We start from the raw sequence: 23,578 nt of genomic DNA, 5'->3' as shown, positions 1-23,578 counted from the left end.
TTTACTGGCTTTATTTTAGCGAAAAAAAACCGCCGGCGCGGCGGTTAAGTGAAACAGTGAAATTCGGTTTGGGGGAAACCTGTCGCTAAGTTAATTTCACAAAATATTTTTTCGCAAGCGTAAGCGGCAACCAAAAACTATTAGGAAGGGAGCAAAAAAAATAATTTAAGAGTTTTCCTGGTGGCTGGCTGCCTGTTTCATATTCCGTTGGTATAAGAATCCTGTTTCCGATATTGCGCTTACACTTTGTTACCCCTTTTCCCTCAAATTCTCCTGCCGTCTCGCCTGATTTATCGACTGTGCACAACTAGTTTTAACAGGAAATAAAAATTACCTGGCCTTTATACAGGCAGAAAGCCGATGACCGCGTATCCCATCCGCGAAAAGAAAAAAGGTAAAATCATGGAAACATGCACCATTGTCTACAACGGGGAACGGCTGTCAGGTCAGGCAGGTTTGCCCCTGATTGATTTTCTCGAACTGCACGGCAAAAAACTGCCGCATGTCTGTTATCACCCCGCTCTGAAGCCACTGGAAACCTGTGATGTCTGTTGGGTAGAGCATGCGGGCAAACTGGTGCGGGGATGTACGCTAGAAACCGTGCACGACATGGTGGTGAGCAGTGTAGATCCGCAGGCGCAGGCGGCGCAGGAAGAGGGCATGGACCGCGTTTTAGCGCGCCATGAACTTTACTGTACGGTATGCGAACACAATACCGGCGACTGCACCTTACACAACGCGGTCAGCGATATGGCGATACCGATTCAGTATTATCCCTATGAGCGTAAACCTGCGGAAAAAGACCATACCAACCCCTTTTATACTTACGATCCTGACCAGTGTATCCTCTGTGGTCGCTGTGTAGAGGCATGCCAGAACGTCGAGGTAAACGAAACGCTGTCTATCGATTACACCGCCGACCATCCCCGCGTATTGTGGGACGGTGGCGAGCGCATAGCCGGATCAAGCTGTGTGAGCTGCGGCCATTGCGTTACCGTTTGCCCCTGCAATGCGCTGCTGGAAAAAACGATGCAGCCCAATGCCGGTCCCTTCACCAATATGCCGGAAACCGTTAAACGTCCGCTGATTGACGTGGTTAAAAAACTGGAAAACAGCATCGGCGCGGGACCCGTTACCGGTGTTTCACTGATCGATATGGCGATGCGCCAGTCTGAAATTAAAAAAACGAAAACGGTCTGCACTTATTGTGGCGTAGGCTGCAGTTTTGAAATGTGGACGCGTGATCGCCACATCTTAAAAGTGCAGCCGGTTGCAGATGCACCCGCAAACGGCATTTCAACCTGTGTAAAAGGCAAGTTTGGCTGGGATTTTGTGAATGATCCGCACCGCCTGACTACCCCGCTTATCCGTGAGCAGGGGCGCTTTCGTCCCGCCAGTTGGGATGAAGCGCTGGCGGTTATCGTCCAGCGCCTGACGCAGATTCATCGACAGTCGGGCGGCAACAGCATCGGCTTTATCGGTTCCAGTAAAGCCAGTAATGAAGAAGCCTATCTGACACAAAAAATCGCCCGTTTAATCTTTGGCACCAACAATGTCGATAACTCCTCCCGCTATTGTCAAAACCCTGCCACCCAGGGATTGTTCCGGACCGTCGGCCATGGGGGCGACGCGGGAACCATCAAGGATATGCAGCAGGCGTCGCTGATCATTATCGTCGGCAGCAACATTGCAGAAAATCACCCGGTCATTGCCTCCCATATCAAACAGTCCCATAAACATCACGGGCAGCAGCTTCTCGTTGTGGATCCCCGTCGCCATGAAATGGCTGAGCGCGCGGATCTGTACCTGCGGATTAAGCCGGGTTATGACATGGTGTGGGCATCGGCGATGGCGCGTTACATGTTCGATCACGGCTATGCCGATGAGGCCTTTCTTGCCGAAAAGGTCAATAACGTCGCCGAGTTTCGGGCGTCGCTGGCACCTTTCACGCTCGACTATGCCAGTCAGTTAACCGGTCTGAGCGTGCAGGAACTGACGAACGCGGCAGAAATGATAGGCCAGGCCAAAAGCGCCTGTCTGTTGTGGGCGATGGGCATTACGCAGCACAGTCACGGTTCGGATACCAGCACCGCACTCTCGAATCTGCTGCTGGTGACCGGCAACTATGGTAAGCCAGGCACCGGCGGGTATCCCATGCGCGGCCACAATAATGTGCAGGGGGCCAGTGATTTTGGCTGCCTGAGTAATGTCTATCCCGGCTATGAAAGCGTCACCGATCCGGCCGTGCGGCAAAAATGGGCGGCGGCCTGGGGCGTCGATCCGGAAGCGCTTTCGGCGGAAGAGGGCGCAGATAATTACCGGATGATCGAGCAGGCGCATCAGGGCACGCTGAAAGCGATGTACATCATTGGTGAGGAAACGGCATTTGCGGATGCGCATTCCACAAAAGTCCATGAGGCGTTCAGTCGTCTCGATTTTATGGTGGTGCAGGATATCTTTATGAGCCGGACGGCAGAATTTGCGGATGTCGTGTTGCCTGCCTGCCCGAGCGTCGAAAAAGAGGGGACGTTTGTGAACACCGAACGGCGTATTCAGCGCTTTTACGAGGTGCTACCGCCCTTAGGCGACAGTCGTCCCGACTGGCGGATACTGACCGAACTCGCCAGCCGTCTGGGCCATCCCTGGTATTATCAGCATCCCGCCGACATTATGGCGGAAGCGGCGCGCATCGCCGGTATCTTTGCCGGCGTCAGCTATGACCGGCTGGCGGGCTGGCAGTCACAGCTCTGGCCTGTCAGCGCCGACGGCAGTAGCACGCCGTTGCTCTATACCGACGGTTTTCACTTCCCCGATGGCAAAGCGCGGCTTTATCCGTTGCAGTGGGAAGCGCCTGCCGAGGAGAGCGATGCCCATTATGATCTGCTGCTTAACAACGGCCGCATGCTGGAGCATTTTCAGGCCACCAACCAGACGGGGGCGGGGGGACGAATCACCTCGCTGTCGCCTCACTGGTACGTTGAAATCAGCCCCGCACTGGCGCAGGAGCGTCACTTGCAGGAAGGCGACTGGGTCAGACTGACGTCACGGCGCGGTGCGCTTGAGGTGCCGGTGATCATTACTGAACGCGTGGCAGGTAATATCCTTTTTATCCCGATACATCATGGTAAGCCGGGCGTAAACGGACTCACGGGGGATCATCACGATCCAGACGTGCAGACGCCAGCCTATAAAGAAATTGCCATTCGCCTGGAGAAGCTGGCGCGTCCTCCTCACGCTTCACCGCTGCCGTCGCACAATTTTCGCCATGGGCACCGCACGCCGCGCGATCATCTGCCCGTTGAGGATAAATGGCGTCAGCCAGGTTATACGCTGCCGCCTGAACACACCGCCCATCCGGAGAAGTTTTAATGGCTGAACCGCTAAAGTATGACGTGCCGCCCACGCGCACCGAGCCCACAGCAAACGAAGCCCTTGCCACGCTGCTGGAAAGCCTTCACCAACATGGCTTCCTGCGTCTGGCTACAGATATCGTCAATGCCAATACCCAGATTGCCGGAGTGCTGGTTGACGGCCTGAACCAGCCTGGAGCGCTTAATGCCATGCAGAATCTGTCCCTGGTCTTTAAGGCGCTGGCAACGATTCCCCCCGAAGAGTTCAATCCTGTGCTGTTGGGGATCGTTAATGCCGCAAAAGCGATGCGGGGGGCCGGACTGGCCGGGGAAGACAAAAGCGCACCCGGCATCCGCGGCATCATCCGATTACTGAAAGATGAAGAGTTATGGCGCGGGATTAAACCGGCTCTGGCAGGCGTCCGCGCGTTTGGACGTGAGATGAAACAGCCGTCTGAAAAACCGATCAGCCGGTATAGTGGGAAGCCTACCCAAAGTTGAGTATCGGGTAACGGTGGCTTTCCCGGGAGCCTGTTGTGCCGGTAATCCAGCCCGGACGGGCTGGATTACCGGATCCGTTCAGGACGCTGGCAACAGGCGCAAAATGTGCCCGTTTAATAAAGATGATTCACTGACATCCGCTGTTTAAATAAGGGCACCGCACTGCGCCATTTTCTCACTTATTCTCCCTTCATGTTGCGGACAGGGTATTAACACACCATCAGCGGGCCAGATAAAAAAGTTCTGTGCCGCCTGACCAATCTGTTTTTATTCCCGGCAGGCCAGAACACATCTTTACGTGTCGGCCTGGTGCAAAAAACGCCGTCTGTGACTGCCCGCTCTTATTGATCGTATTAATGAGGATGAGGAAAGCCTGTTTTTGCGTCTGACGTTCCCGGATCGGATGGCCCGGCAAAATGCGAACGGCGGGCGTACAAAGCCTGACTAAGGCAGGGCAAGAAGGTAGGCGCGTCAGTTTCTCAGGGGGCTGTTTCACCGGCTTTCAGGCTCAGAGGCGTCCAAAACTGTGTCATGACTTTTTTACCGGTGACGGAATGTTTCAATTACCTTCACAATATATTTTTCGGATCATTGCAGTGCGCCTTGCACCGTGATCTCCTGCTTAATTTTGCCCTGATTGTCGACAGATCTGTTTATTTCCGTAGAAAGCATCGCCTGAAACCCTTTATCGCCTGCTTATGTGAACCAGAATGTTTCTTACATAAACCATCACGACAGTAAAATAGTGCTGGCACACAATATGCTTTATTCCCACGCACAACATCTAATAATCAAAATCATACAGGGGCATATTATGGCGTCCACGGGACTTAAAAAGAAATTAGGATTGGTCGATCTGTCGTTACTGGGCATCGGCTCCATGATCGGGTCGGGCTGGCTGTATGCCGCCCTTAACAGCTCCGGTTATGCAGGCAGCCATACCGGCTGGGCCTGGGTGCTGGGTGCGGTGATTGTGCTGATGATTGGCCTGGTTTACGCCGAGCTCTCCTCGGCGTTGCCGCGCGCAGGCGGTTTTGTGCGCTATCCCAACTATTCGCACGGCAATATCGTCGGCTTTGTCATTGGTGTCAGTTCTCTGCTGGCGTATACCAGCACCGCCGGAGTGGAAGTGGAGGCCGTTCGTCAGTACGCGATTTACTGGTGGCCTGCCCTGGGGCATACGGACGGCAGCCCAACGGGATTAGGGTTTGTGGTGCAGATTGGGCTACTGGTGGTATTTTTCCTGCTTAACTACTGGAGCGTGAGTTTCTTTGGTCGTGTGAATACCATTGTTACCACCTTCAAATTTATCGTGCCGGTACTGACCATCATTACGCTCCTGCTTTACTTTCATGCGCCGAATCTTGACGTTCCGCCAGCACCGCCGGGCGGGGCGCATGGTGTTTTTAGCTCGCTGACGGGGGCAGGGATTGTCTTTGCCTATCTTGGTTTTCGCCAGGCCGTGGATTTTGCGAGTGAAGCCAAAAACCCACAGCGCAACGTACCGCTGGCGATTGGTATTGCCATTGCTGTCAGCTTCGTGATTTACCTGGCCCTGCAGTATGCCTTTATGGGCGCGGTGCCGGCCGATTTACTGTCACAACATGGCTGGGCCGGGCTGAAGCAGGTGTTCCAGTCGCCCTATGCCGATTTAGCGCGCAGCCTGGGACTGACCTGGCTGATTAACCTGATTCTTATCGACGCCGTGATTTCTCCGGCCGGAACCGGCAACATCTATCTGGCGGGGGCTGCGCGCGTGCTGTTTGCCTGGGCGCGTAACGGTCATCTGTTTAAAGTGTTTGGTGAAGTGGATGCAAAATCGGGCGTACCACGCGGCGCATTGTGGTTATCGCTGCTGCTGGCCATCGCCTGGACGCTGCCTTCTGAGTTTCAGGTCTGGGGCGGATTAATCGGTGCGGTCACCTCGGCCACCGTCTTTACCTATATGCCGGGCCCGATCACGCTGGGCGCATTTCGTCGTCACCTGCCGGACATGCAGCGCCCGTTTCGCCTGCCGATAGCCGGGCTGCTCAGTCCGCTGGCGTTTGTAGCCAGTACGCTCCTGATTTACTGGAGCGGCTGGTCGGTCAATGAGATTCTTATCCCGATCCTGATTATTGCCTGGGTCGCTTACGCCGTCTTTGGTAAGAAGAACAGCGAATTCAGTCAGGATCTGCGTTGCGCCTGGTGGCTGCTGGCTTACTACATTGTGGTGATGGTGATTTCCATGCTCGGTACCTACGGCGGGAGCGGCGTGATTAGCACGCCATTCGACATGATCCTTATCATTGTCGCATCCCTGGTCTGCTACTTTTGGGGCGTAAGCGCCAGCCTGGCGAAACCTAATATTACCAATGAGGAGGAGGAGTCGGTATCCTTCGGCAAACACGCGTCCTAGCGTTTATCGTCTGCGCCTGTGCCCGGCACAGGTGCAGTTTTTCATGACGGCGCTCCGTGTGACATTCACTTTCTTGACCGCCCACATCAGGCATTGTGCCGTTCCTCTTGCTCCTGCTGAGTGTGAAAAATCCTTTTTTTGAGTCCATATATTAAAAGAAACAGAAAGCGGACAGGCAGCCCATAAAACTGATGCACGGACGTGCATCAGTTATCGACATTAGTCCTCATTGCCCCATTGATTCAGAAAGGTGGCGATCTCGTCAATACGCGCCGCATCAATGCCTGCCTCGGCGGCCATCTCCTGCTGCGCGTCTTCGCTGATCGCTTCGTTATTCATCAGCCGGGTAATCAGTAACTGGAAGTAGTGCGCCAGCGCATCATGTTCTGACTCGCTGACCGGCGTTGCTGTTTCTGCCGCGTATTCTTCAGCAATGTCATAATACTTGAGTGGAACATCAGGGGTCATATCAGGTCCTCAGGGAAAGTGCTTACTGCTTTCAGGCGGCGATCATAGCAGGGTTGCGTGGGTTTTTCTGCCCTGCGGGCTGTCGTTACCGCGGGGCAGGTTCTGTTTCACCGGTGAGTGAACACAGCGGCAAGCGCGCCAATATCCCTGACGATCACATCGGGTTCAGGCGCCAACGGGAAAGGCGTTTGTCCCGGCCGCGCGATAAAGGCGGTTTTCATCCCCGCGCGCTTCGCACCGCCGACATCCCAGCCGTGCGCGGCTACCATCATGCATGATGTGGCTGGCTGTTTCATTTCATCCATTGCCCAGCGATAAACGCGCAAATCCGGCTTATAGACCTGTAATGACTCGACGCTGAGCACCCGGCTGAAAAAAGAGCTTAGCCCCGCCTGACTGAGTTGTTTTTCAGCCAGCGCCTGTGACGAGTTCGTCAACGCCACCAGCGACAGGCCGTGCGATTTTAATGCGGATAAACCCTCAGCAACGTCAGGAAAAGCCGGCATGGCCGATAAGGCGTCAGCCAGCGAAGTAGCGTCAGGTAAAGGCGTGATCCCATAGCGTTCGGCGGTCATCTGCAGCACGGCTTCTGCGATATCACCAAAGCTGTGCCAGCTGCCTGTGACGGATTCCACCAGCGAGTAATGCAGCAGCGAAGTGAACCAGGCTTCTGCGCGTTCGGGTTTATTGCCCAGGCGACGCACCACACAGGCTTTTAACGGCGCGGTATCCAGGAGGGTTTCATTGACATCAAAAAAAAGCGTGTGGGTATCTTTACGGGTGACAGTCGTGTCTGTCATTTGACCTCCGTTAACCGTTGAATATAAACAGACGGTACAGTAACGCCCATCTGGTCAGGCTTAAGCGTAGAAGGCCCATCCGAAACACTCAACTGCGGGAAAGCGTGGCGCGTCTGGCCACGCCTCCAGTGGCTGGGACCCACAGCCCCAGCCCTGTTTCTCAGTGACCGTTCATCAGTCTTTCAACCTCGTCAGGTTTGTCATGCACGCCGAAGCGGTCAACCAAAGTTTGCGTTGCCGCATTCATTCCCCGCAGCCCGACCTCCGTGCCTTCCCGCCGGAACTTGATCACGATGCGGTCCAGCGCGCTCACTGACGTGATGTCCCAGAAATGTGCATGGGTGACATCAATAATGACGCGTTCCACCTCTTCGCTGACGTCAAAATGGCGGGTGAAGCGATCGGACGAGGCAAAAAAGACCTGGCCCGTCACGGTATAAATTCGTGTGTTGCCTTGCCGTTCAGAGGACACCGCCATAAAGCGCGCCACTTTAGTGGCAAAGTTCAGCGAGGCAATCAGTACGCCGATCAGCACACCCAGCGCCAGGTTGTGAGTGGCGACCACAACGACGACGGTGGCCAGCATCACCACGCTGGTGGACATGGGATGGGTGCGCAGGTTGGCAATCGACTGCCAGGAGAAGGTTCCTACAGATACCATAATCATCACGGCGACCAGGGCTGCCATCGGGATCTGAGACACCCACTGGCGCAGAAAGACTACCATCAGCAGTAACACCACGCCCGCCGTCAGGGTGGACAACCGTCCCCGGCCGCCTGACTTCACGTTAATCACCGACTGACCAATCATGGCGCAGCCCGCCATACCGCCAATAAAGGCGGTACAGATGTTGGCGATCCCTTGCGCTTTGCACTCGCGGTTTTTATCGCTGCCTGTATCGGTCATGTCATCCACGATGGTGGCGGTCATCATCGACTCCAGCAATCCCACCACAGCCAGGCCTGCGGCGTAAGGCAGGATGATCAGCAGGGTGTGAAAATTCAGCGGAATGTCCGGGATCAGAAACACGGGCAGGCTGTCGGGCAGCCTGCCCATATCGCCGACGGTGCGCACATCCAGATGGAGCCATACAGAGATTGCAGTCAGAACAATAATGCAGACCAGGGGGGAAGGGATGGCTTTGGTGATCCGGGGGAAAAGATAAATGATGCCGAGCCCGGCAGCGGTCAGGGCATAAACCTGCCAGCTCACATGAGTCAGTTCCGGCAACTGGGCCATAAATATCAGGATGGCCAGCGCGTTGACGAAGCCGGTCACCACCGAGCGGGAAACGTAGCGCATCAGACTGCCTAACCTGAGATAGCCTGCCAGCAACTGCAGAAGGCCGGTCAGCACGGAGGTCGCCAGCAGATACTGCAAGCCGTGCTCTTTAACCAGCGTGACCATCAGCAGCGCCATCGCACCGGTGGTCGACGAAATCATCGCCGGTCGGCCACCGAGAAAGGCCATAACGAAGGGAATACAGAACGCGGAGTAGAGTCCGACCTGGGGATCTACGCCAGCAATAATCGAAAAGGCGATCGCTTCTGGAATAAGGGCGAGCGCGACCACAATACCGGCAAGGACGTCACCCCGGACGTTACCCAGCCAGTCCTTACGCGTCGAGGACAGCAACATATTGATTTCTCAGTTTTTTAGATGAAAGTAAGCCCATGCGGGCAAAATTTAGTGATGCAAAAGCACATCCGCAGTCGGGATGTTATTGCGTGCGCGATCGGTTAAGCCGGTGCGCCAGGGAAGGGGGAAAACTCAGGGTGGCGTAAGACGCATGATGGTAATTCTCCTTTACGGCCATAAGGGGCTTTAAGGAAGGACATTCCTGCCCGGACGCGATGTCCGGGGCAGACGGCGATGCCTGTCAGGGGGCAAAATGGTGCTTTCCTGAGCAGAACAGCGACTCACTATAAACAAAACGACACGCAGGTCAACGTTAAATCGTCCTGCGTATTTCTGACAGGCTGCAAAGTCAACCCGAAAGTGAGTGTCAGGGGAACACAGTGAGGAAAGGGGGCGGTCGTACTTGAAAGAAAGCGCCGCGCGTCGTCAGCCGGCTGTATCCGCGTGTTTGACGCGATCGTTTCGTTTACAGAACGTGTTTTGACCGCACGAGGAGCAAAAGACAACACCGTGGTTATGCGCAACATGCCGTGAAGTGTCATCCCTGACAGTATCTCCGGCCGGTACGCGCTCGCGCGAGACCGATGAGGTTATCTCGTATCGTCGTCTTCCGGCCGGGGCCGGACTACGTCCATTGGCGTTATTTCTTTTCTTCGTTCAGGCCTGCAAGTGTCTGCAGGTAGGGCACTGGCTGCTTTACGAGACCGGGCGTTAAAAATGCTCTTAGCCATGTTCTGGCTTCCAGGATTTTACTCAGGCGATCGTCGCTGCAATTGTCTGTTGCCATGCGTCTCAGTTCATTCATCAGAGAAGTAATGTTTATTTCCCTGTCAGCCAGCGCCAGGTGCAATGCTGCTTCGCCAATAATGACGTGGCCTTTCTCGTCGTCTTGAAGTAACACGGTCAATCCTCCATAAGTACGATTTATGACAACCTCACCACTGACTGTAGTCGTCCCCGCAGATAATGCCTGCTTAAAATATTCAGCACTTACTCTGTTCTGTCCTGATGCGCTCAAAAACAGGTACGCGTAACCCAGGCCAGGTCTGTTATTCGTGCGTTAAAGGGAACATAATGGCACTGCGACCGGAAGGGAGAAAATCTTTTTCATTTAAAGTTATTACGGTTAGCGTAATCTCTTCGGGTGTTCAGTTTCATTTGCACTGTCTTAACCTGAAAGCGCAAGAAAGAGCCAGGGTTGGGTGGTGGGGTGAAAAGTGATAAACTGTATGTTTATACACCTGCCGGGAGGACGATTGAAAAACAATGAGCACGATATTTCACAAGAGGTGCTTGCTCTGGTAGGCAGAACCGTCAGCCAGCTCCTGAGACGGGAGGGCACTGTCATGCCTGAAGACCTGACGAGGGCCTTGCAGACGATGAGTGAACATAGCGTAGAGGCAAAAACGCGCGCGGACTGCGGTGAACTCATTATCCGGCTTATGAAAAAGATGCATTAATATCCGCTTCACGTCAGGCATCTTCTTATCTGCGTCGCAGTTGGGCCTGTCCCCGTAAGCTACGTGCGCAGAATATCGGGCCTTACTCTCTCTGGTGTCGTTCTGGTCACGGTAATACGAAACGTTTTGTCTTCCAGAAAGCCTTGCCTGGCAGGGATAGCGCTTCAACGCTGTTTTCATCCCCAAACAGACAGCCTGCTTGTGTCGTTAATCGTAAATGACTTGCTTTGACAGACGTGTATAACGCTGAGACACGATCAGTTCCGTGAGGTTTCATCGGCATCTTGTGACAGATGGGCGGCATGATCATCGTCCCTGTCATCAGGAGAGCGACGGGCGGCCATATCGGCTTTAATTTCACTGATGGCCATGCTTACTGCGCGGCTTTTCTCTTCGCTGTCAGAAGAACGCATGATGGCATCAAGATTTTCCAGCACGCTCTTGAATGTGACGCTGCCCTGATCCTCAAGGGATGCCAGGGCAGCCTCTCCAATGAGTGTGTCACGGAGTTTTTCATCTTTACTGTATGTCATTATTACTCTCTGAATAAGTTTTGCCTGCCCGGCTGTCGTGTATATCAGCCACTGTGCCGCAAAGTCCCTTTCAGAAGGTTCCAGCCAGTATCAGAACAGAAGGCGCAACAGTTCCTGCAGGTGTTCTTCTTCCTGAGGAGAAGAAACATGGCTCATACGTTCAATGAGCGACTTGCAAAGCGCTTTGCGGTTCAGCGTACGACCTGCTCTGAGTATTTCAACCACAACAACGCCCAACGTTTCCTGCTGAGAGGGCAGTGATGCGCGGCTGAAGAAGGATGAAACATCTTTACTTACGCCAGTTACGGGCAGTCTGTGTTGCATAAGTTTCTCCATTGTACAGTTATTATGCTGAGTGTATAGATCTAAGTTATACAACAAATCAGTCATTGTACAGGTTTATTTTGGGTTCTGATTTTTAGAGGTCAAATCATCAGGTTTCAAAGTAACTGATCGCCCAATGACGTTGGGAGAAACGGACAGGATGAGCCAGACAGCCGCTCTGATGGGACAGTCAACAAACGCCTGTAAACATGGGGGCCGGGCCTTTTTTCTTCTTAACGCGACATCGTTCCGCTGTACATCGCTGGTTTAATGACAGGCGTATTTCTCTGTTATGCTTTGGCCACGTCTTTTTAAATACCCTGGCCAGTGTTATCCCTGGCTAAGCGCGAAGAGGGTGTGCCATAAAACGGGTTGGCCGGGTCACATCCTGTTGCCAGCGCCTTCGCCGCCGATCAAAAGTCGGCTTGCCGGGCCCCTGTGTTGTTATGTACGGCGCGCCAGTCCTGGCGGTAAATGTTTTTTCTCTGAGGATTACACTATGACGGCCTTTTATCAACTCAGTGCTACCCGTTTACATGGCGAGCGCATTACGATGGCCGACTACGCTGGCAAGGTGGTGTTGGTGGTGAATACCGCCAGTCATTGTGGCTTCACGCCCCAATATGCAGGCCTGGAAGCGCTTTACAAAAAGTATGTCGATCAGGGGCTGGTGGTACTGGGCTTTCCCTGCAACCAGTTCGGCAGGCAGGAACCCGGTAATGCCGACGATATCGCACAGACCTGCCATATTAACTATGGCGTGAGCTTCCCGATGTTCGAGAAAGTCGAGGTCAACGGCGCCGCAGCGCACCCGGTGTTTCGTTTCCTGAAACAGGCATTGCCTGGTGTGCTGGGTGGACGGATTAAGTGGAATTTCACTAAGTTTCTGATCGCGCGTGATGGTAAACCGCTCAGACGATTTGCCCCCATCACTTCTCCTGAAAAAATGGAAGCTGCGATTGTTGCCGCGCTGGAAAGCACAGCGGCTGTGATTTGAAGCGTTGATCTGAGTGCCAGCAAAGGACAGCGACCCTGTCAGGTTGTCTGCCGTGCCGCAACCGGCGCCAGGAGGCTGACTGGCGCAGCGTTTGCCTGTCACCTCAGTAGCGCACCCGGCTGCTGCTCAGACGCAACGCGGGCGCGGCTGCCATAACCGGGCCCGGAAGGACCGGCATGCCGCCCAGCACAGACAGAAATGCCTCTGCCCAGTGATGGCTGTCATGCAGATGTAACCCCTTCATCAGGCGCGCGTGCAGGTGTCGCCGTTCACGCAGCGGCATCAGCAGAGCACTGTGAATGGCATCGGCCATGGCATCCGGATCGTAGGGATTGACGATAAGCGCGCCGTCCATCTGCTCCGCCGCGCCCGCGAACTGTGACAGGATCAACACACCCGGGTTTTCCGGATCCTGCAGGGCCACATACATCTTCGCCATCAGACTCATGCCTGACATCAGGGGCGTGACCAGCGCGACGCGTGAGGCACGATAAATACCCGCCTGCTCCTCACGGCTGTAGGCATGCGTCAGGCAATTCACGGGATACCAGTTCATCATGCCATGCACGCCATTACATTCTCCGCACAGGGTTTCTAACGTGTGCGTGACAGCCGCTGCCCGGTCCGCGTAGCCCGCAGCAGGCGGGGCCAGTTGCAGCAGGGTAATATTTTTTTGATAGACGGCATGTTTGCGCAGTAACACTTCTACCGCGCTGATGCGGTAAGGCAGTCCGGCGCTTTCATCAAGATGACCGCCGCTCAGAACGGTGTTTTCCGGTAAGCTTTCACGACACTGCATTTCCATAAACGCACAGCTGTTGCTGTCACGCAGGCAGCGCACATCATCCAGATCGATCCCGACAGGAAAGACGCCGAGCTTTACAATCCGCCCCTGCACGCGAACGCTGTCTACGCTCAGGCGCTCGGTGCGGAATTCGCTTTCCAGCCAGACGATAAAGTTGTTCAGGTCCTGAACGGTCTGAAAGCCGAGCAAATCACAGCACAGCAGCGACTGTGTGAGCCAGCGCCAGTCGGGTATCGCCTCAAACATCGTGCCTGAGGGAAAGGGCTGGTGCAGGAAAAAGCCCACAGGATTAGTCAGTCCGGCCTCACGAAGGTAATGGGCGCAGCCCAGCAGATGGTAATCCTGTATCCAGATGGTGTCATCGGGCATAGCGTTATCACAGATGACCCGCGCATAGGCTTCGTTAATCTTTTTGTATTCCCGATAGCCGTCAGCAGAAAAGCGGGCCAAATCCGGACGCTGGTGGAAAACCGGCCACAATCCCTGATGAACATAATGGTGATAACCCTCTTTCACTTCGGCGGAAGACAGAGGAAAGGTCAGCGTTTCATAAGGGCCTTTCTGCTGAATGCTCAGCGGCCTTGGTGCATCAGAAGGCAGCACTGTCGTCTCACCATCCCAGCTTATCCAGAGTCCGCCGTGGCGGGAAAGCAGGCCTTCATAAATTGCAGACAGCGTGGAACGTTGTGAATGATTATGTGATACCAGGATAAAACCTGACATGGTGTTTTCCTTATGGGCGGGCAGGGCATCAGTTGCCGTGCCCGGCGTCCAGCCGTTATCGGGTTGAGGTCGGATGAAAAACTGCAGCAGGCCACACATGGCAAAGCGTCCTGTCCGCTTAATGGTGGTGGGCGCGGTCAGCGCTCAACGAGTCGCTCAGGCCGTAAGGCGCAACCGCCCTGAGATAAAGACCCGGCAGAGAGGCATGGCAAATGAATCCGTTGCGTTCAAGAAAGTCCTGGGCGCTGTCGCTCAGTGCAATAATGCGATGACAGCCACTGGCGCCAGGGTGGGTCAGACAGCAGTGGAGCAGCCAGGATCCCAGCCCGATATAGCGATACTCTGGCGAGATAAACAGGTCCTGTATAACCCAGGTTTCGGCCATATCGGTAACGACCCGCGCAAAACCGATCTGCCGGGTATGACGATAGAGGCCAAAGCAAAGACTGCTGTTCAACGCCAGCGTCAGCAGACGTGCATCGGGAATAGCCGAACCCAGCCACTGGGCAATCAGCCGCGGATTGAGCATGGACGGATCGGTGTTGACCTCCATCGTCTCTCTGAACCATTTACGGGGAGAAAGCAGGCGCAGCCGCTGCTGCTCGGCAAGATCCGCAATCACGGCATCACCACAAACCGGCAGGAAAGAGGCCGCATTCACACATTTCATCAACGGTTTCCTTTTACATGGGCGCCTCAGCGCCCGGTGCCGTTGATTTAAGCGCCCGGCGTGTAAAAGTGGCGTAAAAAAGATCGGGTGCGGTGTAAAAAGGGTGCAAAGGAAAGGGTGAAGACATGGGGGCATGAGCCAGTGAAGAAGCCCCCGTGGCGCAAAGATTACGTGCCGTCGTATCCCCAGCCTGATATATCCCTGTCTTCTCTCCTGAAAAGGGCGGCATGCATACGCTGAGGACGGGACAGACAAGCAATGTTATGTGAAGGCGACTCGCCTTCGTCTCTGCCCGAGCTGTACCGCAGGTCGCGTTTCAGGTGACCGGTTCTGACGATTTAACAGGGTATAAAGCGGCTATCTTCTGCTTTACGCGCCGATCTGCCATTGTTTTGCTGCGTTCATCATCCAGGCTGCTGCACGCGTTCATACTGCGCTGATAAAGGGCAGTGAGGGATTTTCCTACCGGCGGAGTGATGCTGATTTTTGCCGCAAAAAAGCCGAAACAGCCACCATCAGCCCGGTCGTTCCGCCGTGAGGATAACGGTAACGCTTAGGTGAAGGGCGCGGTGAAGGCAATCTGGCAGAGTCATCATGACAACGGGAGATAACCGCACACATTACATATTTACAAATTTAAATGTGTAAATATAATGCCGACCCTGTTTCTTTTTAAGGATGTTAATTATGTCGTCTCTTTTCACGCCCCTGACGCTGGGTGATCTCACGTTGCGTAACCGCATTGCGCTTCCACCCCTGACCCGTTGCCGTAGCGAGCAGCCGGGCAACATTCCCGGCACGATGATGGTGGAGTACTATCGCCAGCGTGCCAGCGCGGGCTTCATGATTACCGAAGGTACGCAAATTGAACCGCGCGGGCAGGGCTATGCCTGGACGCCTGGCATTCACAGCGACGCACAAATTGCGGGATGGCGAAACGTCACCGACGCTGTGCATGCAGAGGGCGGAACGCTCTTTTGCCAGCTCTGGCACGTGGGCCGCGTATCGCACAATGCGTTGCAGCCCGGTAAACAGCCGCCTGTTGCTCCTTCCGCCGTTGCCGCCAGCGGCGTACGGGTCTTTATTGAAACCGGACCTGGTGCCGGTATGCTGACGGAACCCAGCATGCCGCGCGAACTGACCACATCGGAAGTCAAAGCGATTGTGGCGATGTACCGCACGGCAGCAGAGAACGCGAAAAAAGCCGGTTTTGACGGTGTCGAGCTGCATGCCGCCAACGGTTATCTGATCAATCAGTTTATTTCTGAACACACCAATTTCCGTACCGATGAATATGGCGGCTCCCTTGATAACCGCCTGCGCTTCCTGCGTGAAGTCACCGAAGCGGTGAGTGCGGTATTTGGCAGTCACCGTGTCGGCGTACGTTTCGCGCCATTGTTCTCAAGCACAGAGGAAGAACGCGTTTATCTGGGGCTGGTTGAACGCGATCCGCATGCTACCTACATTCGTGCTGCGCAGATGCTAAACGAGCTTGAAACTGGCTATCTGTCTATCGCCGAAGCGGACTGGGACAACAGTCCGGAGATGCCCGAAAGCTTCCGTATTGCGTTGCGTGAAACCTTCCGTTCCCCCATCATGTATTCCGGACGTTATACCAGGGAAAAGGCCGAACGTATGCTGGAAAAGGGATGGGGCGATCTGTTTGGCTTCGGGCGCACGTTTATCGCTAACCCGGATTTACCGGCGCGTTTCAAAATGGGCTACCCGCTGAACAACGCGGATCCTGCCTCACTGTATGGTGGAAGTGAGAAAGGCTATACTGACTACCCTTTCTATTCTGCTTGAGGTTCTGAGACGGCATGACACCTGAAAATGCCATTAAATTACTGGCTAACCCGACACGGGTTGCGGTGCTCAAATGGCTTAAACGCCCTGACGAAGCCTTTGCTGACTATTCTCAGCTGTATCCCTTCGATCAGTACGGTGTCTGTGCCAGTCTTATTCAGGACAAAGCGGGCCTCTCGCAGCCCGCCACCTCGTTATGTCTGAAAGCGCTGCATGATGCCGGCCTGCTTGAGGCAAGCAAGGTCGGTAAATGGACATACTATCGCCGGCGTGAAGAGGCGGTTCATGAGATGAATACGTCAATTATCCAGGCCCTGCAGGATCTGTAGGCGGCTTGTCAACGACAGTCATACGGACGTCCGGTAACGCTGCGTTGTGGCACATCAGGACATGCATGAAAATCAGCGCCAGGCTCACGCATTTCGCTGGCGAGGAAGAGAGGGCGCATGAGCGCCACTCTCTTTTACCGTTGCGACGTTTAGGGCAGCCTGAATAAGTCACGATACAAAGCGCCATCCCTTCGCAACACGCGCCGGAATTTGTCGCAGATACCACAGCCTGTGAACCTGCGCCAGGCGGATGTGATTGCCCCTGTACCTTCCTGATGAAGCCTGGAACGCGGGCGTTACCTGAATGTTCAGACGCTAAACGATCCAACAATCTGTCGTAATGTTTGGGCCTGTTCAGACAGCGAACGGGAGGCCATTGACGATTCCTGGACCAGCGCCGCGTTATTCTGTGTGACGCCGTCCATCTGATTCACTGCCACGCTGACTTCTGAAATTCCCTGCAGCTGTTCAGAAGAGGCCCGGGCAATCGAGTCCATCCCTTCAGCCAGGTCGCTGACCATACTCATGACCTTCAGGACGCTCTGCCCGGTTAGCGCGGCAATTTCTACGCCGCTGTCAACGTGTGCGACGGCCTGTTCAATCAGACGCTTGATGTCTTTCGCGGCCGTGGCACTACGCTGGGCAAGTGTCCGCACCTCACCAGCCACGACGGCGAATCCGCGACCATCTTCACCTGCACGCGCGGCTTCCACGGCGGCATTCAACGCCAGGATGTTGGTCTGAAAAGCGATGCTTTCAATCACGGACGTAATATCACGGACCTTGACTGCGCTCTCATGGATGTTGTGCATGGTATCGGTCATGTGGCTGACCTTGGACTTGTCGGCGTTAACGGTCTCTGCTGTTGCCCGGGCAGATTCAGCGGTCTGCTGCGCACCGGCTGTGTTGCTCTTCACCGTGCTGGTGAGCTGCTCCATGCTGGCGGCGGTCTGCTGCAGTGCGGCAGCCTGCTGCTCGGTTCGTGATGAGAGTTCTGTATTTCCCCGGTCGATTTCATCGGCCGCCAGCGCAACGGACGCGGAGGCGTCTTTAATCTGCAACACGATCCCGCGCAGTCTGGCTTGCATCGCGTCGAGAGACGCCATGAGGCTGCGGTCATCATTTTTTCGCAGTTGAACCGTTGAGGTCAGATTCCCTTGTGAAATAGCGTAAGCGAGCCGTTGCGCTGTAACCGGCTCACCGCCGAGTTCACGCATAATCTTGCGAATCAGGTAACTTCCCGTCAGCAAGCCCAAAATGACCGCAATGCCCAGCAGAACCAGCAAAATAATATAGGCCTGCTCCGTTGTCTTACTGTTCTGACTGACGGCATTATCAGAGCGCTGAGTGAGCACTTCGCCCATTGAGGTGAGTCCGTCAATCAGGGGGTTCTGGGCTGGTCTGACGGTATCAAGAAGAAATTTCACTGTTGCTGCGTTATTTTTCCCCAATGCCAGAGGAACAGTATTACTGAAGGAGTCCAGGGCATTTTTTTGACTCTTTTCGATTGCCTCAAACGCTTTTTTTTCCTCGTTACTGCCCGACTGGTCAATCATCTGGCCCAGTTGAGAACTGCTGTCAACAAACCGGGCTTTTAATTTTTCAAGACGAGCGGATTGCTCTTCAAGACCTTTTTCATCTGTAAATAAGGACAGATTCCTTACCGTGATTGCCATATCACGCTGAATAAGTGTCAGGTCTGTGATTAATTTTGTTTTCTTCATATCACCCTGAACAATGGCTTCAAGGGTGTTTTTAGACTGGTATAAAGAATGAATGGCTACCACTATGCACAGGGAGAAAAAAATGATTAACGTGCCAAAACCCAAACCGAGCCGTGTTGCGATCTTCATAAATCTATCCTGATAAAGGGAGAGGGGGACGGTGATCTTTCGGCACAGACAGACCAACCTTTATCGAAACCAGGACAATTAAATGTAAGAAAACACGTCATGGGAATTTCAGGAAAAATTAAATTCTGTCAACGAGTTAAGACGCATTATTCATAGGTTTTTCTTATATCCCTCCCGTCATCAAAGCATCGGCAAATCGCAGTAAAAAAGTCATGTCTTCCCCTCTGTCGTACGGCGTGACGGGTTTTAGAATGACTAAACAGAAGGGCAGATCACTGCGCTGGCCATGAAGGCGTCCGGGCGGAAAGGGCGCGGCGGTTCTGTGCGCATCTTAACTGCGGGCAGGCATCCCAATGAAAATGCAGAGAACCAGCCTGTCGCAACCGTCGCCCTGTCCAGCACTGACCCATCAATAACAATAATCGCAGTAATTGTTGAAGCAATTGCCTCCTGTGTCGATAACGCATGCTCAGCTCAATGTTGGGGCTGAACCTGAAGCGTCAAAGCTGATTATTACTCAGTCATTTGTGTGCTTTTTTACGACACCAGTACGTGCATTCCTTTTAATTACAGTGGAAACAACAATATGTCTGTCATCAAGACAATGACCAGAAGCTTAACCGGTTCACGTTTTGCGGGGGGATCTCAGCCCGCCAACGGGATCTTTAACTGTGAAAGCTTACCCACTTCGCTCTCTGCAGCAGGCCTCAGCAGTCGTGCTGCGGGTATTTTGCTGACGTTTGTGCCGCCAGAGGCCGATTTTCATAAGGTCAGTCAGGCATGGCAACGCTTTACATCAACAGATTTGACCGTCATTACGCTCTCCTCTAACGGAGCGCTCAGCGCCAGCGGCAAGCAAACAACGTACTGCAAAGGCGACGGGCAGGAAGGCAGCTGGCTCTGGTTACCCCGCAACCTGATTGCAGAGCATGAAACACATGTGGTCGATCTGCACCTTCACGATACCCACACGGCGACGGACCGCATTCGTGCCATCCAGGATGAGCTGGCTGCGTTGAGGCTGAGCATGCCGCTCTCTGCTGACCGTACCTTTGCCATGATTTACTGTGACGGGCTGTCTGCATCGGAAGGGTTTTTAATGCAGGCCTGGTATAATACGGGCCGCTTTCCCTGCCTGGCAATCGGCGGATCCGCCGGTGGACGCGTCACCTTTGACGGGACATGGATTGGCGCTGGCGGGCGTGTACTGCAAGGGAAAGCCGTTATTGTTTTCTGCAAAATGGCGGCGGGTAAGTCCTTTTCACCCTTTAAGAGTCAGAACTTCGAGCCACTGAACAAGAGCTGGCTGATTGCCGAGGCGGATCCGGTTAAGCGTACCCTGACTTCCGTGTTCAACCCACAGGGGCAGCAACAGCCCTTCACCCAGGCACTGGCTGAACATCTGGGCTGCAATGAACAGCAGCTGACGGAGCGTCTGAAAGGTTTAACGTTTGCGGTGAAGGTAGGTGACGCGTATTTCATTCGTTCTGTAGCGAAGATGGACAGCCACAGTGTACATTTTTTTTGCGATCTGGAGTTTGGCGATCGGCTTTACTTAATGCGTGAAACCGATTTTAAACAGGCTACGCTGCGGGACTGGCAGGCCTTTACGCAACGTCACGGCAAACCGGCGGCGGTCCTGATGAATGACTGCATACTGCGCCGACAGGGCAATCCCGATAAGCTGCACGATGCGCATTTCTTTAAAGGCATCCCGGCGGCCGGGTTCTCCAGCTTTGGTGAAATTCTGGGCGTACCGATCAATCAGACTTTGTCTGCACTTGTATTCTTCAATCATAACGTAAACGCCATGGCGCAATTTCCGGTGGAATATGCCAGCTATGCCGCGCACTATGCGCAGCGCGCGTTACGTCGCTGGGAAGCGCTAAACCGCGTCCAGTCGGGCGTGCTGGCTCGCGTGGTGAACTATCAGCAGGAGTTGGCACCTATCGTTCAGGCGCTGCCGGTACTTGAGGCGGCAACCCAGAGCCAGAGCGAAGCGTTGTCGATGGCCGAAAGCAGCATTCGCGCTATCAGCACTCTCGCCAAAGAAAGCCAGCAGGCACAAGGGCGCTTGGGGGGCGGGCTGGACGATCTGGAAGCGATATCTAACGGCATCAACGTTATTACGCACGGCATCAGCAATATCGCTTTCCAGACCAATATTCTGGCGCTCAATGCCGCTGTCGAGGCTGCACGCGCGGGGGAAGCTGGCAGAGGATTTGCCGTTGTGGCAGGGGAAGTTCGCCGTCTGGCGCAATCCTCGAAAGAGCAGGCTGAAGCGACTGCAAGCAACATTAATGATGCGGTCGACACGATCTCGCGTATCCGCGATGTCGCGACAAACACGGTACAAACCGCGACGGACATGGCAGACCGCAGTATCCAGGCTGCCGATGCGATTGCCGCCATGAGCGATCGAAGCCGTCATGAACGGGCAGGGATGGCGAAACAGCTGGATAATCTGCGCACCTTAACGGCAGGTATGGATGCGATGCAGGAAGCGGTCGCCGAGCTGAAAGTGCTGCAGACACTTTCAGCGTCACGGTAAATCACTGCTGGCGCCGCGACCAGGAAGGCCCTGCGCCAGTCTCTGTTAAGCAGGGATAACAACTGAGGTGATGGCAACGTGAACCTGGGCTTTCTTGTTGTTATTTATCACACCTCGTCAGGTTGCTTATTAGCCGCCTTATTTTCAAGACGGAAAATTCAGCCTACGTTGCGTTTGATCCTCAATGTCTTAGTGGCTTTTTTCAAACCTGTTCTGTGAAGCTTTAAAACGAAAAAGCCACGCATTCGCGTGGCTTTCACAACCTTGTTCACTCACGTGCAGTTTGTTTTAACTACAGGGATTAGACGTTGAACTGTGATTGTGTTTTTATGCTGTTGATTTTTATTGTTTTATGTTATTTAATTTTTATTTGTACTCATTTTTATACTCATTTATGTGTTGGCTCACATTCGTAATGCGAAGGTCGTGGGTTCGGCTCCTATTATCGGTACTATTTCAAACTCTTCTCAAGTCAATTGAAATCAACTAAAAGCCCGTATGATGCGGTTTATGGCCCGTACCTTATCTCTGTTATCAACTGGACTCAACCGAAATCAAATCATAGTTGGGGGCATAAGTGGCGATATTCTGTGTTCGGTTTTGGGAGATGCCCCCAATGAAGCTTAATGCTTGACAAGTCGATACCACTAAATCTAGAGACAAAGCCTACAAACAATCGGATGGCGATGGTTTGTATTTTGAGGGTGTCCCCTCTGGTTCCAGATACAGCCGCATGAAATATCGCTTCGACGGGAAAGAGAAGCGCATGGCCTTTGGTGTGTAATGGCTTACTAGTCGCTGGCTTCCTGCGCTGTAACAATAAATACTGCCCCCGTGCGCCTTTGTCGCAATATGTCTTACCCGATTCCCCTTCTGGTGCTGGGACGCCTGGAGATGGATAAATCGCTACATGGGCAAGGTATGGGGCTGGCACTGATATGTAACGCCGAGTTGCGGGTAATACAGGTGGCGGAACCATTGGTATTCACGGGACGCTGGTTGATGCGTTGTCTGACGAAGCGCGGGAGTTTTATCTGCGGGGAGGGGCTGAGCCGTTGCCGATGGATCGATGTTGCTGATGGGGGATTTGGTGGGAAGCGCTATCAGAAGAACGGCCATTTAGTAATACCTTAACAACAAAAACACCACTTCCCCCTCAAAAGCTAAGTATATTGATGTAAGATTCTTTACACAGGGGTATAATCTTTCTCTATGATTTTATGGAAAATTAACAACCAGTTACGGTTTGTTAGATGAAGATATTTGGTATGGGCGTATGAGCAGTGTTTTTGAGAGAGAGAACGATAATATTCGGGTACTTTCACTTTTCTCCGGTTGTGGTGGTATGGATTTTGGAATTACCTCAGCTGGTGGAGACATCGTCTTTGCCAACGATGTTGTAGAGAATGCCTGCAAAACATTAGTGAACTATTTCCCCGATAGTGATATCAGGCATAGTGATATCTCTCAAATTCTGTCTTTTCCGGATGTTGATATTGTTGTTGGAGGCTATCCCTGCCAGTCATTTTCAATGGCAGGTAACAGAAAACCTAACAATGACGACAGAACAAACCTTTATAAACACTTTCTACGGGTATTAGAGACTGTTCAGCCGAAGTATTTTGTTGCTGAAAATGTTTCGGGCTTGAAACATTTAGGGGCAGGTAGCTTTCTGGAACAACAGCTCACGGCATATAAAGCTGCCGGGTACCAAGTCAGCTATCATATGGTAAACGCCAGGGCTTACGGCGTGCCTCAGTCGCGCAAGCGTTTGTTTATTATTGGCGTCAGAAACGATCTGGGGCAATACTTTGAATTTCCTGCTGAAACACATGGCAAAGCGACAAAAAAGAATCCTCATTTAAAACCCTATGTTTCACATGGTGAGGCTATTAAGGATTTACCACTATGGCCTGAAGGTGAGTTTTACGAACGACCACATGATCCTGAAGGGCATTTCTCATGGTATTTCATGTCCCGAAATCGTAAAGCTCTATGGGACAGCCCTGCTTACACCGTCGTAGCTAACTGGCGTCATGTGACACTACATCCTGCCAGCCCGGTGATGAAGTTAACATGGTCAAACCTGGAGGATGGCTGGAAGCAGCGCTGGGACTTTTCTGATGAATATGAGCATCTAATTGTTGATACTTCTCGTCCCAAACTGGAACAGGCAAGGCGGTTATCATGGCGGGAATGTGCACGAATACAAACTTTTCCACAGGGTTTTGAGCCTGTAGGAGACGTCGAGTCAAAATTTACCCAAATTGGTAATGCTGTTCCTCCACTACTGGCTGAGGTACTTTTTCGGCATTTATTTTCTGGTGCTGGTTTGAAAAAGATGACAGCGAACGGTAATTAGGTGGTGAGT

General features: G+C 53.4%; 18 protein-coding genes and 2 pseudogenes. 11 read left to right on the top strand and 9 right to left on the bottom strand.

Annotated features, from left to right (window positions below):
- The first annotated feature begins 402 nt into the window (after positions 1-402).
- The 3 genes from fdhF to GC090_RS12280 all read left to right on the top strand — a co-directional run bounded on the left by fdhF (position 403) and on the right by GC090_RS12280 (position 6,249).
- Positions 403-3,369 carry a formate dehydrogenase subunit alpha gene (gene fdhF, locus GC090_RS12290; RefSeq protein WP_394514797.1) on the top strand — a complete coding sequence of 989 codons (2,967 nt, stop codon included), beginning with the start codon at positions 403-405 and terminating at the stop codon, positions 3,367-3,369.
- A complete protein-coding gene (locus GC090_RS12285) occupies positions 3,369-3,851 on the top strand; it encodes a helical membrane plugin domain-containing protein (protein WP_039340755.1) in 483 nt (160 codons plus the stop codon). The genes fdhF and GC090_RS12285 overlap by 1 nt, the downstream gene beginning before the upstream one ends.
- 814 nt (positions 3,852-4,665) lie before the next feature.
- Positions 4,666-6,249 carry an APC family permease gene (locus GC090_RS12280; RefSeq protein ID WP_039340752.1) on the top strand — a complete coding sequence of 528 codons (1,584 nt, stop codon included), beginning with the start codon at positions 4,666-4,668 and terminating at the stop codon, positions 6,247-6,249.
- A gap of 219 nt (positions 6,250-6,468) precedes the next feature.
- Here the strand turns inward: GC090_RS12280 and GC090_RS12275 are convergent, their stop codons facing one another.
- The 4 genes from GC090_RS12275 to GC090_RS12260 all read right to left on the bottom strand — a co-directional run bounded on the left by GC090_RS12275 (position 6,469) and on the right by GC090_RS12260 (position 10,057).
- Positions 6,469-6,717, bottom strand: a complete 249-nt coding sequence (locus tag GC090_RS12275) for a DUF2543 family protein (protein ID WP_006119678.1) — start codon at positions 6,715-6,717, stop codon at positions 6,469-6,471.
- Between the two features lie 107 nt (positions 6,718-6,824).
- Positions 6,825-7,517: a haloacid dehalogenase type II gene (locus GC090_RS12270; RefSeq protein ID WP_324019920.1), complete on the bottom strand. Its 693-nt coding sequence runs from the start codon at positions 7,515-7,517 to the stop codon at positions 6,825-6,827.
- Between the two features lie 160 nt (positions 7,518-7,677).
- Complete coding sequence (locus GC090_RS12265) at positions 7,678-9,156, bottom strand: SulP family inorganic anion transporter (RefSeq protein ID WP_324019919.1); 1,479 nt, start codon at positions 9,154-9,156, stop codon at positions 7,678-7,680.
- Between the two features lie 640 nt (positions 9,157-9,796).
- On the bottom strand, positions 9,797-10,057 hold the full coding sequence (locus tag GC090_RS12260; RefSeq protein ID WP_006119675.1) for a hypothetical protein: 261 nt from the start codon (positions 10,055-10,057) through the stop codon (positions 9,797-9,799).
- A 355-nt stretch (positions 10,058-10,412) separates the two neighbouring features.
- Between GC090_RS12260 and GC090_RS12255 the strand changes: the two genes are divergently transcribed.
- On the top strand, positions 10,413-10,616 hold the full coding sequence (locus GC090_RS12255; RefSeq protein WP_072209174.1) for a hypothetical protein: 204 nt from the start codon (positions 10,413-10,415) through the stop codon (positions 10,614-10,616).
- A 257-nt stretch (positions 10,617-10,873) separates the two neighbouring features.
- Here the strand turns inward: GC090_RS12255 and GC090_RS12250 are convergent, their stop codons facing one another.
- Both GC090_RS12250 and ycgZ read right to left on the bottom strand, forming a co-directional pair.
- Positions 10,874-11,149, bottom strand: a complete 276-nt coding sequence (locus GC090_RS12250) for a hypothetical protein (protein ID WP_039340736.1) — start codon at positions 11,147-11,149, stop codon at positions 10,874-10,876.
- A gap of 90 nt (positions 11,150-11,239) precedes the next feature.
- On the bottom strand, positions 11,240-11,473 hold the full coding sequence (gene ycgZ, locus GC090_RS12245; protein WP_006119672.1) for a regulatory protein YcgZ: 234 nt from the start codon (positions 11,471-11,473) through the stop codon (positions 11,240-11,242).
- Positions 11,474-11,972: 499 nt separating this feature from the next.
- On the opposite strand from ycgZ, the gene GC090_RS12240 reads away from it, so the two are divergent.
- Positions 11,973-12,470, top strand: coding sequence for a glutathione peroxidase (locus GC090_RS12240; RefSeq protein WP_205955235.1), 498 nt, complete (start codon positions 11,973-11,975; stop codon positions 12,468-12,470).
- A 103-nt stretch (positions 12,471-12,573) separates the two neighbouring features.
- On the opposite strand, the gene GC090_RS12235 is transcribed toward GC090_RS12240, so the two are convergent.
- Complete coding sequence (locus GC090_RS12235) at positions 12,574-13,998, bottom strand: alpha,alpha-trehalose-phosphate synthase (UDP-forming) (protein WP_054633963.1); 1,425 nt, start codon at positions 13,996-13,998, stop codon at positions 12,574-12,576.
- Positions 13,999-14,116: 118 nt separating this feature from the next.
- Positions 14,117-14,668: a GNAT family N-acetyltransferase gene (locus tag GC090_RS12230; protein ID WP_054633930.1), complete on the bottom strand. Its 552-nt coding sequence runs from the start codon at positions 14,666-14,668 to the stop codon at positions 14,117-14,119.
- Positions 14,669-15,355: 687 nt separating this feature from the next.
- On the opposite strand from GC090_RS12230, the gene GC090_RS12225 reads away from it, so the two are divergent.
- Together GC090_RS12225 and GC090_RS12220 are read left to right on the top strand one after the other, a co-directional pair.
- A complete protein-coding gene (locus tag GC090_RS12225; protein WP_054633929.1) occupies positions 15,356-16,474 on the top strand; it encodes an alkene reductase in 1,119 nt (372 codons plus the stop codon).
- A 14-nt stretch (positions 16,475-16,488) separates the two neighbouring features.
- Complete coding sequence (locus GC090_RS12220; protein WP_006119667.1) at positions 16,489-16,803, top strand: ArsR/SmtB family transcription factor; 315 nt, start codon at positions 16,489-16,491, stop codon at positions 16,801-16,803.
- Positions 16,804-17,111: 308 nt separating this feature from the next.
- On the opposite strand, the gene GC090_RS12215 is transcribed toward GC090_RS12220, so the two are convergent.
- A complete protein-coding gene (locus tag GC090_RS12215; RefSeq protein WP_033741048.1) occupies positions 17,112-18,656 on the bottom strand; it encodes a methyl-accepting chemotaxis protein in 1,545 nt (514 codons plus the stop codon).
- A 586-nt stretch (positions 18,657-19,242) separates the two neighbouring features.
- On the opposite strand from GC090_RS12215, the gene GC090_RS12210 reads away from it, so the two are divergent.
- From GC090_RS12210 to GC090_RS12195, 4 genes and pseudogenes are all read left to right on the top strand, one after another.
- Positions 19,243-21,207 carry a methyl-accepting chemotaxis protein gene (locus GC090_RS12210; RefSeq protein ID WP_324019907.1) on the top strand — a complete coding sequence of 655 codons (1,965 nt, stop codon included), beginning with the start codon at positions 19,243-19,245 and terminating at the stop codon, positions 21,205-21,207.
- A gap of 616 nt (positions 21,208-21,823) precedes the next feature.
- A pseudogene (locus GC090_RS12205) lies at positions 21,824-21,988 on the top strand (Arm DNA-binding domain-containing protein); the annotation flags it as partial.
- A 14-nt stretch (positions 21,989-22,002) separates the two neighbouring features.
- Positions 22,003-22,330: pseudogene (locus GC090_RS12200) on the top strand (GNAT family N-acetyltransferase); the annotation flags it as partial.
- A 153-nt stretch (positions 22,331-22,483) separates the two neighbouring features.
- A complete protein-coding gene (locus GC090_RS12195) occupies positions 22,484-23,569 on the top strand; it encodes a DNA cytosine methyltransferase (RefSeq protein WP_039079238.1) in 1,086 nt (361 codons plus the stop codon).
- Positions 23,570-23,578: the final 9 nt, after the last annotated feature.

The sequence above is a fragment of the Pantoea sp. JZ29 genome, from assembly GCF_035190385.1.
In the GTDB taxonomy this organism is placed as follows: Bacteria; Pseudomonadota; Gammaproteobacteria; order Enterobacterales; family Enterobacteriaceae; genus Pantoea; species Pantoea stewartii.
Note: the sequence above shows the minus strand (reverse complement) of the source record. Positions and strands in the feature narration are given on the sequence as shown.

Excerpts from the sequence above, each read along its gene's own strand:
- GC090_RS12270 (WP_324019920.1), bottom strand. The coding sequence starts at position 7,517 with ATGACAGACACGACTGTCACCCGTAAAGATACCCACACGCTTTTTTTT.
- GC090_RS12250 (WP_039340736.1), bottom strand. The coding sequence starts at position 11,149 with ATGACATACAGTAAAGATGAAAAACTCCGTGACACACTCATTGGAGAG.
- GC090_RS12240 (WP_205955235.1), top strand. The coding sequence starts at position 11,973 with ATGACGGCCTTTTATCAACTCAGTGCTACCCGTTTACATGGCGAGCGC.
- GC090_RS12220 (WP_006119667.1), top strand. The coding sequence starts at position 16,489 with ATGACACCTGAAAATGCCATTAAATTACTGGCTAACCCGACACGGGTT.
- GC090_RS12230 (WP_054633930.1), bottom strand. The coding sequence starts at position 14,668 with ATGAAATGTGTGAATGCGGCCTCTTTCCTGCCGGTTTGTGGTGATGCC.
- GC090_RS12210 (WP_324019907.1), top strand. The coding sequence starts at position 19,243 with ATGTCTGTCATCAAGACAATGACCAGAAGCTTAACCGGTTCACGTTTT.
- fdhF (WP_394514797.1), top strand. The coding sequence starts at position 403 with ATGGAAACATGCACCATTGTCTACAACGGGGAACGGCTGTCAGGTCAG.
- GC090_RS12225 (WP_054633929.1), top strand. The coding sequence starts at position 15,356 with ATGTCGTCTCTTTTCACGCCCCTGACGCTGGGTGATCTCACGTTGCGT.
- GC090_RS12275 (WP_006119678.1), bottom strand. The coding sequence starts at position 6,717 with ATGACCCCTGATGTTCCACTCAAGTATTATGACATTGCTGAAGAATAC.
- GC090_RS12195 (WP_039079238.1), top strand. The coding sequence starts at position 22,484 with ATGAGCAGTGTTTTTGAGAGAGAGAACGATAATATTCGGGTACTTTCA.
- GC090_RS12235 (WP_054633963.1), bottom strand. The coding sequence starts at position 13,998 with ATGTCAGGTTTTATCCTGGTATCACATAATCATTCACAACGTTCCACG.
- ycgZ (WP_006119672.1), bottom strand. The coding sequence starts at position 11,473 with ATGCAACACAGACTGCCCGTAACTGGCGTAAGTAAAGATGTTTCATCC.
- GC090_RS12265 (WP_324019919.1), bottom strand. The coding sequence starts at position 9,156 with ATGTTGCTGTCCTCGACGCGTAAGGACTGGCTGGGTAACGTCCGGGGT.
- GC090_RS12285 (WP_039340755.1), top strand. The coding sequence starts at position 3,369 with ATGGCTGAACCGCTAAAGTATGACGTGCCGCCCACGCGCACCGAGCCC.
- GC090_RS12280 (WP_039340752.1), top strand. The coding sequence starts at position 4,666 with ATGGCGTCCACGGGACTTAAAAAGAAATTAGGATTGGTCGATCTGTCG.
- GC090_RS12215 (WP_033741048.1), bottom strand. The coding sequence starts at position 18,656 with ATGAAGATCGCAACACGGCTCGGTTTGGGTTTTGGCACGTTAATCATT.